This is a genomic window from Enterococcus sp. DIV1682a (assembly GCF_051711005.1).
GTDB lineage: Bacteria > Bacillota > Bacilli > Lactobacillales > Enterococcaceae > Enterococcus_B > Enterococcus_B hirae.
The window spans coordinates 273604-289628 of record NZ_JBIOLT010000001.1; the positions used below are offsets into that span (position 1 = coordinate 273604).

Sequence of the window (16025 nt, forward strand, 5' to 3'; positions counted from 1 at the left end):
GTCGCGCGTGTTATTCTTAACACATTAAAACAATAAAGGAGATAAGCAGATATGGGGGATTTAAATAACAAAAATAAAAATGCGACAGTATCTAGTTTAGAAATGGAACAGGAAGAGAAATTTAAGAAATATAAAAAGGAAAGTATAGCAGCGTATGTCACTAACGACCAAGCTAAAATTGCGTCAATTGAACAAAACAAACAAAAACTGTTGAAAAAACACGAAAAATCAGATCTACGTCTAATGAGCGAATATTCTTTTGGTTCATATAAGGAATCATTAGTTGTTCCTAAAAAAGAAGTACAAAAGTGTTTTGAACTAAATAAAGACATGAGTTCAGTAATTAGTATGCAAAACAAGTTAGAGCGTGATGAAGACGACATGAAAATAAATATTCAGTCGTTGGAAAAAGAGATAGGCGTAGAATTGACTAGCTACATTAGTGAAAAAAACAACATGGATAACAAATTGGATCGGTTAAATACAATACCAGTACTAATCAAGGAAAAAACTGATGAAATCGATAAGATCAAAGCTTCACCGTTTAGAAGATTTTTAAGTTATTTTACAGGTGAAATAGGAGCATTGGAAAAAGAGAAGCGTTCATTGGAAGATGAACAAAAGCTTATAAAAGGTAAACTGGAGTCTGATCTATCATCACTTTATGGGAAAGGCTATAGTTTGAGTGGGGAGGTTGATAGTAAAAAGATAAAGAAGAAATGGATAAATAAAATAACGAAAGAATATTCTGATTTGAATATGAATGAACAATTTAGTATGGTGAAGAAAGGTTTTATAGATTTAAATAATAAAGTATCAGCCAGTCTATTTCCGTACGTGGCACCGCTATTAGGCGAACTTGCTCGCTCAATTTATACGACCGAAAAAAATTTCTTAGAGACACAGCAGAGATTTGAAAATATCAAGAATCATCGCCCACAAGTACTAAATGCGGAGTTACATGAATATCAGAATAAAGTACAAGCCGAAATGAAAAGAAATGATGAACAAAAAACAAATGGTCCACGTGAATTATATACTCTGATAGAAGGAGTTACGCAGCCACAAAGCCAACCAGGGAAACAACAAAGCCAACCAGAGAAACAACAAAGATCAACGCCTGAACACGATTCACGTAATTAGTAATATGTTTGGAAAGTTTCGTTTGTCCAAATGCGTTTCGTCTAAGTTTAGGCACAACGCATTCGTTTTCGAAATATCTCGATTACTAAATGATAAGGAGTAAAAAAATGTCAATACTACCAAAAGCAAAAGAGGTTAAAACAAAAGAAAAAATTTATCAGCTTGTTGAACAAGAAGTAGTATCTAAAAAAAATGCCAAGATTTACCAATTAACTGAGGTAAATGGAAATAAAAAAAAGAGTATAAAGATGGAAATTCCCATGCTATTGGATAAGGAATTTTTACATACATATAAAACGATCCTAGAGTTAGATAAGCAAAGACAAAGGCAATATGATCAAGTTTCTTATTTGAAAAAAGATCGGATGAATCGATTAAATTATTTAAATTATGCAAAAAAATTAGACGTAGAACCACGAGATCAGGAAAATATGAAAGTTCATTTGACTCAACGAATCGATAAATTGCAGGATAGTATGAACAAAAACGAAGAAAAATTAGCAAAAGGTGTGAATTGGTTACAAAAATATATGTTGAAAAAAGAAATTGACGCTCAAAAAGCTGAGTTAGCATTAGGAAAAAAACTTCTAGGAACAAAAAGTCTTGAAAAGTTAAAGAAAGATGTGAGCAAGGAAAGAGAGCGTTTTTTAAATTTGAATGTTCAACTGGAAAACACTACTCAGAGTCAATCACAACTTCTGGTTGCCAAAATGATGCCTTTGATTAATAGTTTTAAAGGATTGGTAAAACAAGATATAGAATATACAGATAAGCTGATCGCCTCTCTGGAAAAGCATATGGAATTAGAACAAGGGAATGGACAGCGACAAAAAGCTCAATTAAAAGACAAAGTACAGGAAACTACAACAAAGCAGAATCCAGTCAATAGACAACCAATTACACAAGCAAAACAAGATCTAAATGATAAAGGAAGATGATTATCGAGTATTTTCACCGAAATAATTCCATGCTCACTCTTTTCTTGCTATTTTTATTGTTTCTCTCATTGATAGTCTTTACAATGTAGGATAGGGAAATCGTTAAGAAAGAAGTGGCGGAATGGATTTATTAACTAGTGATTATGAATTATTTGATCGTTCGATGTATACCTTTAAGCAGCTAAAAGAAAGTTATACTACTGAAGAATTAGTACAGCTTAAGGTGAGGTATCAAACACACTGGCAAAAGTGGAAAAAAATGAATGTACAAGTGGCAAAAGCAACCCCCTTGCAATGGCAGATGAGAAAACCAAAAATCGAAAGTTGGACGAATGGTTGGAATCTCAGAAGCCATTTTTGGTGTGCGTACCGTAGTGAAGGACGCCAACAGGAAAATGCTTGTTTAGCTACTTTGCTAAATAAAAAACAATTCCAAATCTATTTGATGTTTCAACACTATAAAAGTGAAGAACGCCAAGGAAGTATTTCGTCCTTCAATCATCTACTAACGGTTTTAGAGGAATGGAGTAAGCACATCCCAGTTGAAGAGTATTATATTTGGCCACAACCAGAACATGAACTGGTGGATCACTTGCCGTTAGCCACCTATTTGACGGATAAGCAAAAACAAATCGAATTAAAAAAAGCAATGGAGGATAAAACCTTCCAACTTGGTAAGCTTTATTTTTATCCGAATGAATTAAAAGATGCTGAAAAGTTGATTCTAGATGGTATGCAGGAATTGATGCCTTTATACCTTCGATTGAATGGGAAATAATAACATTCAGTAGGGTGAGAGAAAGGGGTATCTGATCGCTTAGATGATCGAAAACGTTAAAATAATAAAGTAAAAGAAGTAAATTTGTCGTTGATAAATACTAGTTTATAAAATTTTCTTAAGCTTCAAAAAGTTTTAAAATTTTCATTTGATGGTCAAATGAGCGCCATTGAATGGATCATTCATCTTAGAAAAAACGGATGAAATAAAGGGATCAATGAGTTATTTTAGGTAATTGGATGCAAATAATTTTAAAAAAAGAATGTTCGGATTTTACTGTTTTATTCCATTGTTGAAGAAGTATAGAAAGAAATTTTCATCTTTTTTATTGACAAAGAAAAAATAGCGTTCTATGATAGACACATATTAACTTGATAACAGGCAATGATCAAAACGCAGTAGTTATTAAAGCCAATGTTTCAGAGAGCTAGTGGTTGCTGAGAACTAGTACAAGCTTTAAGACGAATTACATTTTAGGAGCCTTTGGCATTGATTTGTCACGTGACAGCGTTAAATGTTTGAGTGATATGTTTTGAATGAAACATATAAAATGGGTGGTACCGCGAGATTTCGTCCCTTGGTTAGTTAACCAAGGGATTTTTTTTATTGATTTTAATTAGTATGAATGATAGCAGGTTCCTGCTTTCACAATAAAATGATACGGAGGGATTTAACATGAATATTATCGACGAATTAACTTGGCGTGATGCCATTAACCAACAAACGAATGAAGAAAGACTTCGTGAACTTGTTGACGAAAAGAGTATTTCACTATATTGCGGAGTTGACCCAACTGGGGATTCTATGCACATCGGACATTTGATTCCATTTATGATGATGAAAAGATTTCAATTGGCAGGACATCATCCATACATTCTGATCGGTGGCGGAACAGGTACAATTGGAGACCCAAGTGGTCGTAAGACAGAACGTGTCTTACAAACAATGGAACAAGTCCAACATAATGTTGATGCTTTATCTAACCAAATGAGAAAATTATTTGGGAAAGATGCAAACATCACGTTTGTGAATAACTATGATTGGTTATCAAAAATCTCATTACTTGAATTTTTACGTGATTACGGTAAAAACTTCAATATTAACACGATGTTAGCGAAAGATATCGTAGCAAGTCGTTTGGAAGTCGGTATCTCATTTACAGAATTTACTTACCAAATCTTGCAATCAATTGACTTTTTACACTTACACAAAACATATGATGTTCAACTACAAATCGGTGGTGCTGATCAATGGGGGAACATCACAGCTGGATTAGACTTAATCCGTAAATTAGAAGGACCAGAAGCAGAAGCATTCGGTTTAACGATCCCATTGATGTTAAAAGCGGATGGGACAAAATTTGGTAAAACTGCTGGTGGCGCTATCTGGTTAGATCCTGAGAAAACATCACCATTTGAGTTCTACCAATTCTGGTTGAACCAAGATGACCGAGATGTTGTGAAATACTTGAAATTCTTTACTTTCTTATCACAAGAAGAAATTGAAGATTTGGCGAAAAAAGTTGAAACTGAACCTGAAAAACGTGAAGCACAACGACGTTTAGCAGAAGAAGTGACGAGATTCGTTCATAGTGAAGAAGACTTGAAAGAAGCACAAAAAATAACAGAAGCATTGTTCTCTGGAAACATCAAAGAATTAAATGCAGCTGAGATCGCTCAAGGATTTGGTAAAATGCCAAACGTTGAAATTTCAAGTAAACCTGAAAATATCGTGGAATTATTGGTTTCCACAAAAATTGAACCATCAAAACGTCAAGCGCGTGAAGATGTTTCAAACGGAGCTATAAGTATTAACGGTGACCGTGTTACCGATTTAAATTTTGTCATAGATCCATCGAAGGAATTTGATGGTAAGTTTGTGGTTATTCGAAAGGGTAAGAAAAATTACTTTTTGGCCAAAGTAGTTGATTAGAATTTAGTAATTTTTTGGCTTGAAAATGGTCAACTCTATTACAAGATTCCAATTTTGAAACCCAACCTAAAAGGGTGACGTGGGATCTCGTTAATACAATCTTTACGAGGGAATTTACTTTTGTAAATTCCCTCGTTTTTTTTAATTTTTTTAAATGTGTAAACAATTTACACAATTGACAATTATTATAAAATGATTAAAAAACCACTTGTGATTTAGTTTACAGAAATAAAAAACAGGTGTAATGTAGGGCTCGACAAAATTTAAATATTTTTTAGGAGGGTTTCACATGGAATCATTGTCAAATGAATTAAACCTAAATGCACTATTTATCGGAGACAAAGCGGAGAACGGCCAACTCTATAAAGATTTGTTGAACGATTTAGTAGATGAACATTTAGGCTGGCGACAAAACTACATGCCACAAGACATGCCAGTTATTACACCAGAAGAACAAAGTAGTGCAAGTTTTGAGCACACAGTCAATAAAACAAAAGATGTTTTATCTGAAATCTCAGCTCGTATGCGTACTCACTCAGTACCATGGCATACAGCTGGACGTTATTGGGGTCATATGAACTCTGAAACATTAATGCCATCTTTACTAGCATATAATTTCGCAATGCTATGGAATGGTAACAACGTTGCTTACGAATCTTCTCCAGCAACAAGTCAAATGGAAGAAGAAGTAGGACTAGAGTTTGCGAAATTAATGGGCTATAAAGATGGCTGGGGACACATCGTTGCTGATGGTTCTTTAGCTAACTTAGAAGGTCTTTGGTATGCACGTAACATCAAATCACTTCCACTTGCAATGAAAGAAGTTGCACCTGAATTAGTCTCAGGAAAAAGTGACTGGGAATTGATGAACATGTCTACAAAAGAAATCATGGACTTGTTAGATAGTGTTCCAGAAAAAATTGATGACATCAAAGCACATTCTGCACGTAGCGGAAAACATTTACAACAATTAGGAAAATGGTTAGTACCACAAACGAAACATTACTCATGGCTAAAAGCAGCTGATATCATCGGTATCGGGTTAGATCAAGTAATCCCTGTACCAGTTGATCACAACTATCGAATGGATATCAACGAACTTGAAAAAATCGTTCGTCAACTAGCAGCTGAAAAAACACCAATCTTGGGTGTAGTCGGTGTTGTTGGTTCGACAGAAGAAGGAGCCATTGACGGTATCGATAAAATCGTTACATTACGTCGAGTATTAGAAAAAGATGGTATTTACTTCTACTTGCATGTTGATGCTGCTTACGGCGGTTATGGTCGTTCCATTTTCTTAGACGAAGAAAATAACTTTATTCCATTTGAAGAATTAAAAGATGTTCATGCAAAACATCATGTATTTACAGAAAACAAAGATTATATCTTAGAAGATGTACACCGTGCCTTCAAAGCAATTGAAGAAGCAGAATCTGTAACAATTGATCCACATAAAATGGGTTATGTTCCTTACTCAGCTGGTGGGATCGTCATCAAAGACGTACGTATGCGCGACGTTATTTCTTACTTTGCTACTTACGTGTTTGAAAAAGGCGCAGATATCCCAGCATTACTTGGTGCATACATTTTAGAAGGTTCAAAAGCAGGGGCAACTGCTGCTAGTGTTTGGGCTGCACATCATGTCTTACCACTTAATGTAACTGGTTATGGTAAATTGATGGGAGCTTCAATCGAAGGAGCACATCGTTTCTATAACTTCTTACAAGATTTATCATTTAAAGTTGGCGATAAAGAAATCGAAGTACATCCATTAACTTACCCAGATTTCAATATGGTTGACTATGTATTTAAAGAAAAAGGCAACGACGATCTAGTTGCAATGAACAAATTGAATCATGACGTTTATGACTACTCTTCATACGTTAAAGGTAGCATCTATGGTAATGAATTCTTGACATCACACACTGACTTTGCTATTCCAGATTATGGTAACAGCCCATTACAATTTGTGAACCAATTAGGTTTCTCAGATGAAGAATGGAACCGTGCAGGAAAAGTAACTGTTTTACGTGCAAGTGTAATGACACCATACATGAATAAAGCAGAAAACTTCGAAGAATATGCTGGAAAAATCAAAGCAGCTCTTCAAGAAAAATTAGAAAAAATCTACGCAAATCAATTACTAGCAAGCGAAGAAAAATAATAAAATAAAAAACATTCTGAGTATAAGAAGTAGAAGTCACTTTTATTGTATGCTATAAAACCGAATAAACGGTGGTAGCTCAATCGAAAAATACAGTTGAAGGATCTTTAAAATACAAAAAGTTATTTTTTAGATTCTTCTGCTGGTTTTTCTGAGCTCAGCACTTCTGTTATCTGCTCAGGTGTTTTTTGTTTTACAGGTTGTCTTTGAAGCGATACAAGTAATCCGTTCAAAACAGCCGAGGTTGTAATGAAATAGCTTGCGCTCTTTTAGGTATTTGGTATGAATGAAGAGAAAGATCGAAAAGCTTCAATACAAATACAGCGAATGGAACACAAGACTATTTCAGATTTTTCTTTTTTAGCAAATAATAACTAATAAAATCCAGTCACTAAGCATCGTTTTTATACTAAAAAAGTTGTGGGGAACAACCTCTTGGCTTTTGTCTTGCGACTGGGGATTACTTTGAAGACAACGTTTTTTTATTCAAAAAAAACAAGGAGCGTGTCAACAGTGAGTAAATCACAAGTAAGTAAAATGGGTCTTGGGACCTTTGTCGGTCTGACGATGGCTTTGTGTGCGACAGTTCGGAGTATTCCGACTTTAGCAGCCGTTGGTTGGACATTGATTTTTTATTCAATTTTTGCCGTACTGTTTTTTGCCGGTCCTATTTCGATGGTTTCTGGTGAGCTTTCTACGATGCTTCCACAAGAAGGTGGACCACAATTATGGGTCAAAACTGCCTTAGGAAGTAAATGGGGATTTGTTGTTGCCTGGTTGCTTTGGGTTCAAATGTTCCCAGGGATGGTTATGGTTGCATCAACATTAGGTCCATTATTAGGAAATACATTCGGGAACGTAGAATTAGGCAATAATCATTTATTTGTATTAGGTTGTATTTTAGTTATTTATTGGATCATTACAATTTTGAACTTGAAATTTGATATGGCCAAAGTTGGTGGGAACATCGGCGTTTGGTTAGGTGTGTATATCCCAGTGGTTATCATGTTTGTCCTTGGTTTATTCGCCGCATTCAAAGTGGGTCTAGTATCTAATGGTTACTTAGGAGATTTTTCTTGGTCAAAAGCTTTCCCAGATTTACAACATAGTGAATCATTGAAATATCTTGCAGGTATCACATTTATTTTTGTTGGTATCGAAATGAGTTCTGTTTACATGCCTCGTTTAAAAGATGCAACGAAAAACTACACTAAAGGGGTCTTTATTGCGTTGATTGGTCTTGTTTTATTGAACGTGATCAATGCAATGTTAGTTGCCAATGTTGTACCAAATGGAAAAATGGAATTAGCAAACATTACGCAACCAATCTTGATTTATTGCCAAATCCTTGGCTTACCAACAATTATTGGGAACATCTTCAGCTTTATGGTGTTTATCGGTGTGTTACTTCAATTATCTGCATGGGTAACTGGACCATCTAAAACGATTATCCAAGTAGCACGTGAAGGTTTCTTACCACCTAAATTTGGATTCCATAAAGAAAATGAATATGGTGTTTCTCGTAATGTCGTATTAACTCAATCAATCGTTATTTCATTATTCGCTTTACTTTATGGCGTAATGGATGACGTCAGTGCTGTATTCTTAACATTAACAAATGCTACAACTGTTATTTATTGTATCGTCTATATTTTGATTGCTGTTTCATTGATCAAAATGAGAAAAAGCCATCCAGATTTAGAACGTCCTTATCGAATTGGTAAAAAAGGAAATGGAATGGCTTGGGTAGTTAGCTGCATGTTGATTTTCTCTATCATTGCAGTAGTTGTATCCACTTTAGGAACATCTACCTTGACGGATGCATTATTGGTAGCAGTTATTGCAATCGTTATGTTTGTCATTCCTTTGATCATCAATCGTTTTAAAAATGATTCTTGGGGAAGCGAAGTAGAAAAGAGTTTAAAAGAATAGAATAAATAAGAAGCAAGTAAAAAATGTAAATAGGGAAGGGGGCTATGACAAAAAACTTGTCACAGTCCCTTATTCCTAACAAACGGTGTTCCAGAAGTAGCTCATGTCTGTTACAGCATGGTTTGCCAAATGTATGCTTTTTAATCAGGGAACCTTTGCGAAAATAACGCTAATCATAAGGTTCAGCGGATTTGAGAAAATAATCGTCATTAGCATCGTCTATCCGCTAAAACAAAAAAATGATGCTATGACCAGTTGTCCTACCAAAAGAACGCTTTTTTTAGGTAGGGCTTTTTTTGTAAAAAAAATAGGAGAAGATACGATGAATAAAAAAATATCTGTGAAAGAAAGTATGGCAGTTTTATTCATATTGTTGGCGATATTAGGAATACTGATTATTGGATTTCAATTGTCTCCGCATATTCCTATACTAATCGCTTTCATGTGTTTGTTATTTTACGGACGATTTAGAGGTTTCTCATGGGATGAGATTCATGATGGGATTGTCAAAGGAATTACTCCAGGGATCATCCCAATTTTGATTTTTCTGTTGATTGGTGTTTTGGTAGCTTCGTGGATTTTATCTGGAACAATTCCAACGATCATGGTTTATGGTTTCCAATTGATCTCGGTTCGCTTTTTCTTACCGACTGCTTTTCTTGTTTGTGCAATCGTCGGGATTACGGTGGGAAGCTCATTTACAACGATTTCGACGATCGGTATTGCTTTTTTAGGAATCGGTCATATTTTAGGTTTTAGTGATGCGATGACGACAGGAGCAGTTGTTTCGGGGGCTTTTTTAGGAAATAATTGTTCGCCGTTATCTGATACTACGAACCTGGCGGCAGGGATCGGAGAAGTAAATTTATTTGAGCATATCGCTCAAATGCGTTACACTGATTTGCCGGCATTTTTAATTGCTATGTTATTTTATGTTTTTCTTGGGAATGGAAGTCACACAGCGGATCTACATGCGATCACGGATATGATCCAAAACATGAAAGCAGGTTTCTGGATCTCTCCATGGACGTTGATCCCATTAGTGATCTTGTTTGGTGGAGCGATTAAAAAAATTCCAGCGATTCCAACACTACTAGTTGGTTCAACTGCTGCGATTGTTCTTTCCTTCATCAATCAACCACATTTAACGATGTCAAAAGTAGCTAATATTTTAATGAACGGCTATGTTGCCCATACAGCAGACCCTAAAATCAATGAATTGCTTTCAAGAGGGGGAATTGTTAGTATGCTTGGTTCAGCAAGCTTGATTCTTCTAGCTTTAGCTTTGGGTGGCTTGTTGATCAAATATACGATTGTGGAAACGATTGTTCAGGAATTGCGAGAAAAAATGGATCGGCCTTCTCGCTTGGTTGGCTTTACAGCATTAAGCTGTATCGGAATCAATTTGATCGTAGGCGAACAGTACTTGTCGATCATTTTACCAGGCGAAACCTTTAAGCGATCGTTTGATCGTGCGGGCGTTAATAAAAAGTATCTTACCAGAACTTTGGCAGATGCTGGAGCAACCGTTAATTCACTCGTTCCGTGGGGAGTTAGTGGTACCTTTATTATGGGCACGATGAAAGTCAGTGCATTACAATATCTACCATTTACTTTCTTCTCGATCTTAGCACCGATTTTTACGATTTTGAGTGGTTTCTGGCTTAATCAAAAGATGAAAAAACGTACCAGTGAATAGTCTAGGCACCATCAAGGTTTGAGAACGAGAATCGAAATAGCTTTTTATACTCAGTTTCTTTTTCATGAAAAAGTTATTTGAAGAGTGTAGATTCTTAAAAAATGAACCTGTATAGTAAAAAAACAACTGAAGACACTACAAATAGTTTATTTGTGTGTTCAACAGTTGTTTTATTTTTTTTCTTATAAACGAGGAACGACGGTTTCTCGTTTGACGAGTTGATGAGGAATGACTAAACGAACACCGCTGCTGATTTCATCGTGGATCAATTCGTATAATTTTTGCATCGCAACCCTTCCTAATTCAGAAATATCGATATCGATACTGGTTAAATAAGGGTGAGTCAATGTAGCGAAAATAGAGTTATTGAAGCTGATGATCGATAGGGTATCAGGAATTCGATAGCCATACATCTGTGCTAGTTGCATCGTTCGTAAGGCAAAAATATCGTCAATGACTACAAGCGCTGTTGCTTGGGACTTTTTCAAAATGGCATCAAAAGCTAAATAATCTTCGGGTTGTTCGATCACTACACTAGGATGAACTGTAAGTCCAGCTAGCATCAAGGCTTTTTGGTAGCCAAAATAACGTTCGAAGTAAAGGCTCTCGTGGGTTGTATTGGTTACGAAAAGAATGCTTTCATGACCGTTTTGAATCAAGAAATCCGTGGCTTGTTTACCTAATAATTGGTTATCATTATCGACATAAATGATTTCATTCTCATGTCGGTAAGGCTGACCAATCAAAGTGAAAGGAATCTCATTCGTATAGAGATAATCTATGACAGGATCTTCACTGTCGGAATAAACTAAAATAAACCCATCGACTTGTTTTTGCAGATGCATCCGTTGCACGTTTTCTAATAAAGTATCAAAATTTTTGGCTGTTGCTATAGCAGTTGTCAGATCATAACGGCGTGCTTCTTCATTGATCGCTTCCATGATCTCAAGATAAAAAGGATTTCCAATCCGTTCTTTTGAATCAAGGGGTGGGAGAATGACGCCAATTGCGCTAGAAATTCTTTTCCCTAGATTTCTAGCAGTGATATTTGGTACATAGCCTAGTTCATCCATGACTTTTCGTACTTTTTTTTTGGTTGCCTCTGAGATGCTTGGATGGTCATTGATGACCCGTGAAACAGTCGAGGTCGCAACACCAGCTTTTTTGGCTACATCCTTCACTGTGATCGCCATAAACGATACACCTCTTTTCTAGACTTGCTTTTCATTTAAACGATGAAATTGATAAGTGGTAGAGCAAATTTTTTCTTGTCCCGGATATAATGCGATTGACCCAAATTCAGGGAAATGAACGGCATCAGGAAGTTCTTGTGGTTCAATTGCCAACCCATAATTTGAGTGCATTTTTTGCCCATTGATTAAAAAATCTGCTTCAAATCCAGTCGTAGAAAATAATACCATACTTTTGCTCGTCGTTGCTATAGACAACTGGCGACCAGCTTGCTTTTCGGTCAAGGTAAGTATTTTCTTCGTTCGTTTAGGCGTACTTAAAACAAAAGCATCATCTAGTCCGTTTGGATCATTCGTTAAAATTTCCATTAGCGAATGTGAGTGTTTAAAATTAAGCGGTAAGTCGCTGAGAGCGATCACTTCACCAGTTGGTATTTTTTCGTGATCTAAGGCTAATATTCCATCTGTTTGGATCGTTAATTCATGATCGTAGATATCTCGTTTGCCATTGCCAGAAAGATTGAAATACGCATGATTCGTTGGGTTGCAGATAGTTTCAGTCGAGCTGCTTGTCTTGGTGATCATTTCTAAATTATTTTGAACAATCTGATACGTAACGGTTGCGGTGATCGGACCGGGATAACCGGAAAAAGTATCCTGCAAATAAAAAACAACACCGATCGCTGTAGGAGTCTCAAAAACTTCTACCTCCCAATACTGAAATGCCCAACCGTTTGAACCACCATGGATATGGTGATTTCCTTCGTTTTTTTCTAGCTGATGATCAGCCCAAGAGCCATTTTTAATTCTGCCAGCGACTGGTCCAATCGTTGCCCCAAAATAGCTTTGATCTTTTAAAACGTCTTCTAAAGAATCATAAGATAATAAGACATTTTCTAAGTGACCATTTTTATCTGGAGCTAGAATTTGATGAAGCCTTGCCCCGTAGTTGAGAAGAACGACTGTGAGTTCGTCGTTCTTCAATGTGATTTGCTTCAAGTTGGTGTTGGGAATGGGGATCACAGTGATGGAAGGTTTAGACATACTGTGTCCACTCATTTTTTAAATAGTCTAGTGTAAGGCAAGTCGTATCAGGTACGACTGGGATATCTTTTCCAAGGTCTTCTATTCGTCCAACACCAATTGGAAATGCCCCGCTAGCACGGATTGCTTTGATCCCAGATTGTGCATCTTCGATCCCGATGCATTCTTGTGGGGATAAGCCAATTTCTTTTGCGGCCAATAAGAAAATATCGGGAGCCGGCTTACCCAATTTGATCGTTGCAGGATCGGCAATTGCATCGAAAAATGGCGTTAATGCCATTTTAGCAAGGAGGAAAGGTCCGTTTTTACTAGCTGAAGCAAGGGCAATCTTGATCTTGTTTGCTCTCAATTCTTCAAGTAATGGCAATATCCCTGGAAAAACATCTGTAGGCGTGATCGCTTGAATCATTTCAAGATAGTACTCATTTTTTCTGTGCGCTAATTCTTGAAATTCTTGTGGGGAAAACTCACTTTCTTTTTGTCCGTAGGAAAGCAATAAGCGAAGTGAATCTTCTCGACTAACCCCTTTCAATTGTTCGTTGAATGTTCGATCAATGGGAACACCGATTTCCTGACCTAATTTTTTCCAAGCGCGATAATGAAACTCCGCAGTATCTGTAATCACCCCATCTAAGTCAAACAAAACTCCTTTAAACATCTAATTCCTCCTTACGCAAAGGTACCTTTAACTGGTCTTCTAAAAGATACGTTTTTTCGTACACCTTTAATGGGCAACTTTCGCCTGATACTAAAGTCAATTGCACCTGTTCACTAGACACCGAAACAAATAATAAACGACCACGATAATTCACATGGAAGGAGTAGGCTGTCCACGTGTTTGGTAAGAAAGGAGCAAAACGTAACTGTTCGTGATCTGTTTTCATTTGAGCGAATCCTTGGACGATTGCGAGCCAACTACCAGTCATCGACGTGATGTGTAAGCCGTCTTCGGTATCGTTATTATAATTATCTAAATCAAGGCGGGCTGTCCGTTGATACATTTCCACTGCCTTATCCTCCATACCTAATTCAGCAGCTAAAATGGCATGGATGCTTGGTGAAAGGGAAGACTCATGAACGGTCATTGGTTCATAAAAATCAAAGTTCCGTTGTTTTTCTTCTTTACTAAACGAGTCGTTGAAGAAATAGATTCCTTGTAGCACATCCGCCTGCTTAATGAAACAAGAACGTAAAATTTTGTCCCAAGACCAATGTTGGTTTAATGGAAGCTCGCTAGGAGATAGCTCTGATACCGGCAATAATTCTTTATCTAAAAATGTATCATGTTGGACAAAAATACCTAATTCTTCATCTTTAGGAAAATACATATTTTCTGCAATGGTTTGCCAATTCGTTAGTTCTTCGTCAGTGATCGTTACAGTAGTTTCTGTTTGGAATTTTAAATAGTTTTCTCTAGTATACGTTAATACCCAGCAAGCTATCGTATTGGTATACCAGTTGTTATTGATGTTGTTTTCATATTCATTCGGACCAGTCACACCATGGATCATATATTTGTTATGACGTTTTGAAAAATGAACCCGATCTGCCCAAAAACGAGCAATCTCAACTAATACTTCTAACCCTTCTTTTTTCAAATAAGCGGTGTCACCTGTATAGTTCGTATAGTTGTAAATCGCATAAGCGATCGCACCGTTACGATGGATCTCTTCAAAGGTAATTTCCCATTCGTTGTGGCATTCGACCCCTGTAAAAGTAACCATTGGGTACAAGGCGCCTTTTAACCCTTGTTGTTGGGCATTATGAATAGCTTGAGGCAATTGATTATGGCGATATTTAAGGAGATTTTTTGTCACTTCAGGTTTTGCCAAAGCAAGATATAAGGGGACAGCGTAAGCTTCCGTATCCCAATAAGTAGCACCACCGTATTTTTCTCCTGTAAAGCCTTTAGGTCCAATATTCAAACGTTCATCTTCGCCATAATAAGTAGAAAATAGTTGGAAAAGATTGAAACGAATCCCTTGCTGTGCTTCCTCGTCACCTTCGATCACCACATCAGCCAGTGCCCAGCGTTTGCTCCAAGCAGTGGTTTGTTCTGCTTTTGCTTGCAGATAATGACTTTGTAAGTCACTAAATTCTTGGAGAATCTGTTGGACTTGCTGTGCTTCGGGGATGTCACGGCTCGTCAATACAATCACTTCTTTATCAAGTGTCACGGATTGATTCGTTGTTAAGTCGAAAGAAAATTCCCCAAGGACGGCTAATGTATCTTCGTGGTAAATTGGTTGCGCTAATTCTTCATTCACGAAATGTCTCATGGCAGCTGTTACGGTAAATTGTTCGATCGCAAAATTATTTGGAATCGTTTTGGTCATTAAGTAGGCCGTTTCATCAGAAGTACCTCGACCGATTTCATTCCAAAAATGTTCATCATAGTTACTATCTTCATTTTGAACGTTACTATCCAATTTAGAGATGACTTTGACCGTGCCATTTCCTTCGAGCATCGTAACTGTTAAACGAATATAAGCAGCTTCGCTTTTGACGATACTTAAAAAACGTTCAAAGGTGATCTTTAGTTTGTTAGTTGCAGTCGTTACTGTGTAACTACGTGATAACACACCGTTTTTCATATTCAATTCCCAATAAAAGTCTTCTGGTTCGATTGTAGCAAGGTCTAATAATTGCTCATCGATATAGATATCCATGGCAATAAAATTGATTGCATTAATCACTTTGCCAAAATATTCGGGATAGCCATTTTTCCACCAACCAACACGAGTCTTATCGGGGTACCAAACCCCAGCTAAATAAGTTCCTTGATGATGATCACCTGAATAGGCTTCTTCAAAATTCCCTCGCATGCCCATGTATCCGTTACCAATACTAGTTAAAGATTCCTGTAAACGGAGATTTTCCCGATCTAATGTGTTGGTGCTGATCTTCCAAGGATCAATTTGAAATAGGCGCTTGATTTGTTTCATTGTACTCCTCCTAGATAATTTCATTGATACGTTTATAATAAACGCAACCGATTGCGTAAGTCAATATAAATAAAGCAGAATTTTTTAGCGGGGATTTAAAATAAAGGGATAAAAAGGTGATTTTCCTGGAAAACATTAACTGTTTTGATAATAAGTTACTACTAAATGCGAAAAGAAAATGATTCTTCTGATAGCGACTGTTTGGGTAGAAAGTGAATAAAATCAAAAATAAAGCATTTACAAAAAAAGAAACAAAGGCT

At 36.6% G+C, this 16025-nt stretch carries 11 protein-coding genes and 1 other annotated feature; of the genes, 7 read left to right on the plus strand and 4 right to left on the minus strand.

The annotated features are described in order from the left end of the window. Nucleotides 1-51: 51 nt before the first annotated feature. From IGJ23_RS01290 to nhaC, 7 genes are all read left to right on the plus strand, one after another. Nucleotides 52-1143 carry a hypothetical protein gene (locus tag IGJ23_RS01290; RefSeq protein ID WP_438774536.1) on the plus strand — a complete coding sequence of 364 codons (1092 nt, stop codon included), beginning with the start codon at nucleotides 52-54 and terminating at the stop codon, nucleotides 1141-1143. A gap of 107 nt (nucleotides 1144-1250) precedes the next feature. Next, a complete protein-coding gene (locus IGJ23_RS01295; protein WP_438774537.1) occupies nucleotides 1251-2081 on the plus strand; it encodes a hypothetical protein in 831 nt (276 codons plus the stop codon). A 121-nt stretch (nucleotides 2082-2202) separates the two neighbouring features. Further along, nucleotides 2203-2859 carry an HI_0552 family protein gene (locus tag IGJ23_RS01300; RefSeq protein WP_438774538.1) on the plus strand — a complete coding sequence of 219 codons (657 nt, stop codon included), beginning with the start codon at nucleotides 2203-2205 and terminating at the stop codon, nucleotides 2857-2859. Nucleotides 2860-3234: 375 nt separating this feature from the next. Further along, nucleotides 3235-3440 (plus strand) — a binding site (T-box leader). 94 nt (nucleotides 3441-3534) lie between these two features. Further along, nucleotides 3535-4791 (plus strand): tyrosine--tRNA ligase, encoded by a 1257-nt coding sequence (tyrS, locus tag IGJ23_RS01305; RefSeq protein WP_010736915.1) that lies wholly within the window; start codon nucleotides 3535-3537, stop codon nucleotides 4789-4791. Nucleotides 4792-5080: 289 nt separating this feature from the next. After that, the gene (gene tdc, locus IGJ23_RS01310; RefSeq protein ID WP_438774539.1) at nucleotides 5081-6955 is read left to right on the plus strand and encodes a tyrosine decarboxylase; all 1875 of its coding nucleotides are present in this window, start codon (nucleotides 5081-5083) and stop codon (nucleotides 6953-6955) included. Nucleotides 6956-7468: 513 nt separating this feature from the next. Next, nucleotides 7469-8887 (plus strand): tyrosine-tyramine antiporter, encoded by a 1419-nt coding sequence (tyrP, locus tag IGJ23_RS01315; RefSeq protein ID WP_010720263.1) that lies wholly within the window; start codon nucleotides 7469-7471, stop codon nucleotides 8885-8887. Nucleotides 8888-9209: 322 nt separating this feature from the next. Then, nucleotides 9210-10586 (plus strand): Na+/H+ antiporter NhaC, encoded by a 1377-nt coding sequence (nhaC, locus tag IGJ23_RS01320; RefSeq protein ID WP_010720262.1) that lies wholly within the window; start codon nucleotides 9210-9212, stop codon nucleotides 10584-10586. A gap of 182 nt (nucleotides 10587-10768) precedes the next feature. On the opposite strand, the gene IGJ23_RS01325 is transcribed toward nhaC, so the two are convergent. The 4 genes from IGJ23_RS01325 to IGJ23_RS01340 are packed head-to-tail and all read right to left on the minus strand — an operon-like array spanning nucleotide 10769 to nucleotide 15765. After that, nucleotides 10769-11779: a LacI family DNA-binding transcriptional regulator gene (locus IGJ23_RS01325; protein ID WP_438774540.1), complete on the minus strand. Its 1011-nt coding sequence runs from the start codon at nucleotides 11777-11779 to the stop codon at nucleotides 10769-10771. 18 nt (nucleotides 11780-11797) lie between these two features. Next, on the minus strand, nucleotides 11798-12820 hold the full coding sequence (locus IGJ23_RS01330) for an aldose epimerase family protein (RefSeq protein WP_081128224.1): 1023 nt from the start codon (nucleotides 12818-12820) through the stop codon (nucleotides 11798-11800). Further along, the gene (pgmB, locus tag IGJ23_RS01335; RefSeq protein ID WP_010736920.1) at nucleotides 12813-13478 is read right to left on the minus strand and encodes a beta-phosphoglucomutase; all 666 of its coding nucleotides are present in this window, start codon (nucleotides 13476-13478) and stop codon (nucleotides 12813-12815) included. Before pgmB ends, IGJ23_RS01330 begins: the two co-directional genes overlap by 8 nt. Next, entirely contained in the window at nucleotides 13471-15765 is a 2295-nt protein-coding gene (locus IGJ23_RS01340; RefSeq protein WP_063626484.1) for a glycoside hydrolase family 65 protein, read from the minus strand. The genes pgmB and IGJ23_RS01340 overlap by 8 nt, the downstream gene beginning before the upstream one ends. Nucleotides 15766-16025: the final 260 nt, after the last annotated feature.

Coding starts and splice junctions, on each gene's coding strand:
- IGJ23_RS01290 (WP_438774536.1), top strand. CDS start 52: ATGGGGGATTTAAATAACAAAAATAAAAATGCGACAGTATCTAGTTTA.
- IGJ23_RS01295 (WP_438774537.1), top strand. CDS start 1,251: ATGTCAATACTACCAAAAGCAAAAGAGGTTAAAACAAAAGAAAAAATT.
- IGJ23_RS01300 (WP_438774538.1), top strand. CDS start 2,203: ATGGATTTATTAACTAGTGATTATGAATTATTTGATCGTTCGATGTAT.
- tyrS (WP_010736915.1), top strand. CDS start 3,535: ATGAATATTATCGACGAATTAACTTGGCGTGATGCCATTAACCAACAA.
- tdc (WP_438774539.1), top strand. CDS start 5,081: ATGGAATCATTGTCAAATGAATTAAACCTAAATGCACTATTTATCGGA.
- nhaC (WP_010720262.1), top strand. CDS start 9,210: ATGAATAAAAAAATATCTGTGAAAGAAAGTATGGCAGTTTTATTCATA.
- IGJ23_RS01325 (WP_438774540.1), bottom strand. CDS start 11,779: ATGGCGATCACAGTGAAGGATGTAGCCAAAAAAGCTGGTGTTGCGACC.
- IGJ23_RS01330 (WP_081128224.1), bottom strand. CDS start 12,820: ATGTCTAAACCTTCCATCACTGTGATCCCCATTCCCAACACCAACTTG.
- pgmB (WP_010736920.1), bottom strand. CDS start 13,478: ATGTTTAAAGGAGTTTTGTTTGACTTAGATGGGGTGATTACAGATACT.
- IGJ23_RS01340 (WP_063626484.1), bottom strand. CDS start 15,765: ATGAAACAAATCAAGCGCCTATTTCAAATTGATCCTTGGAAGATCAGC.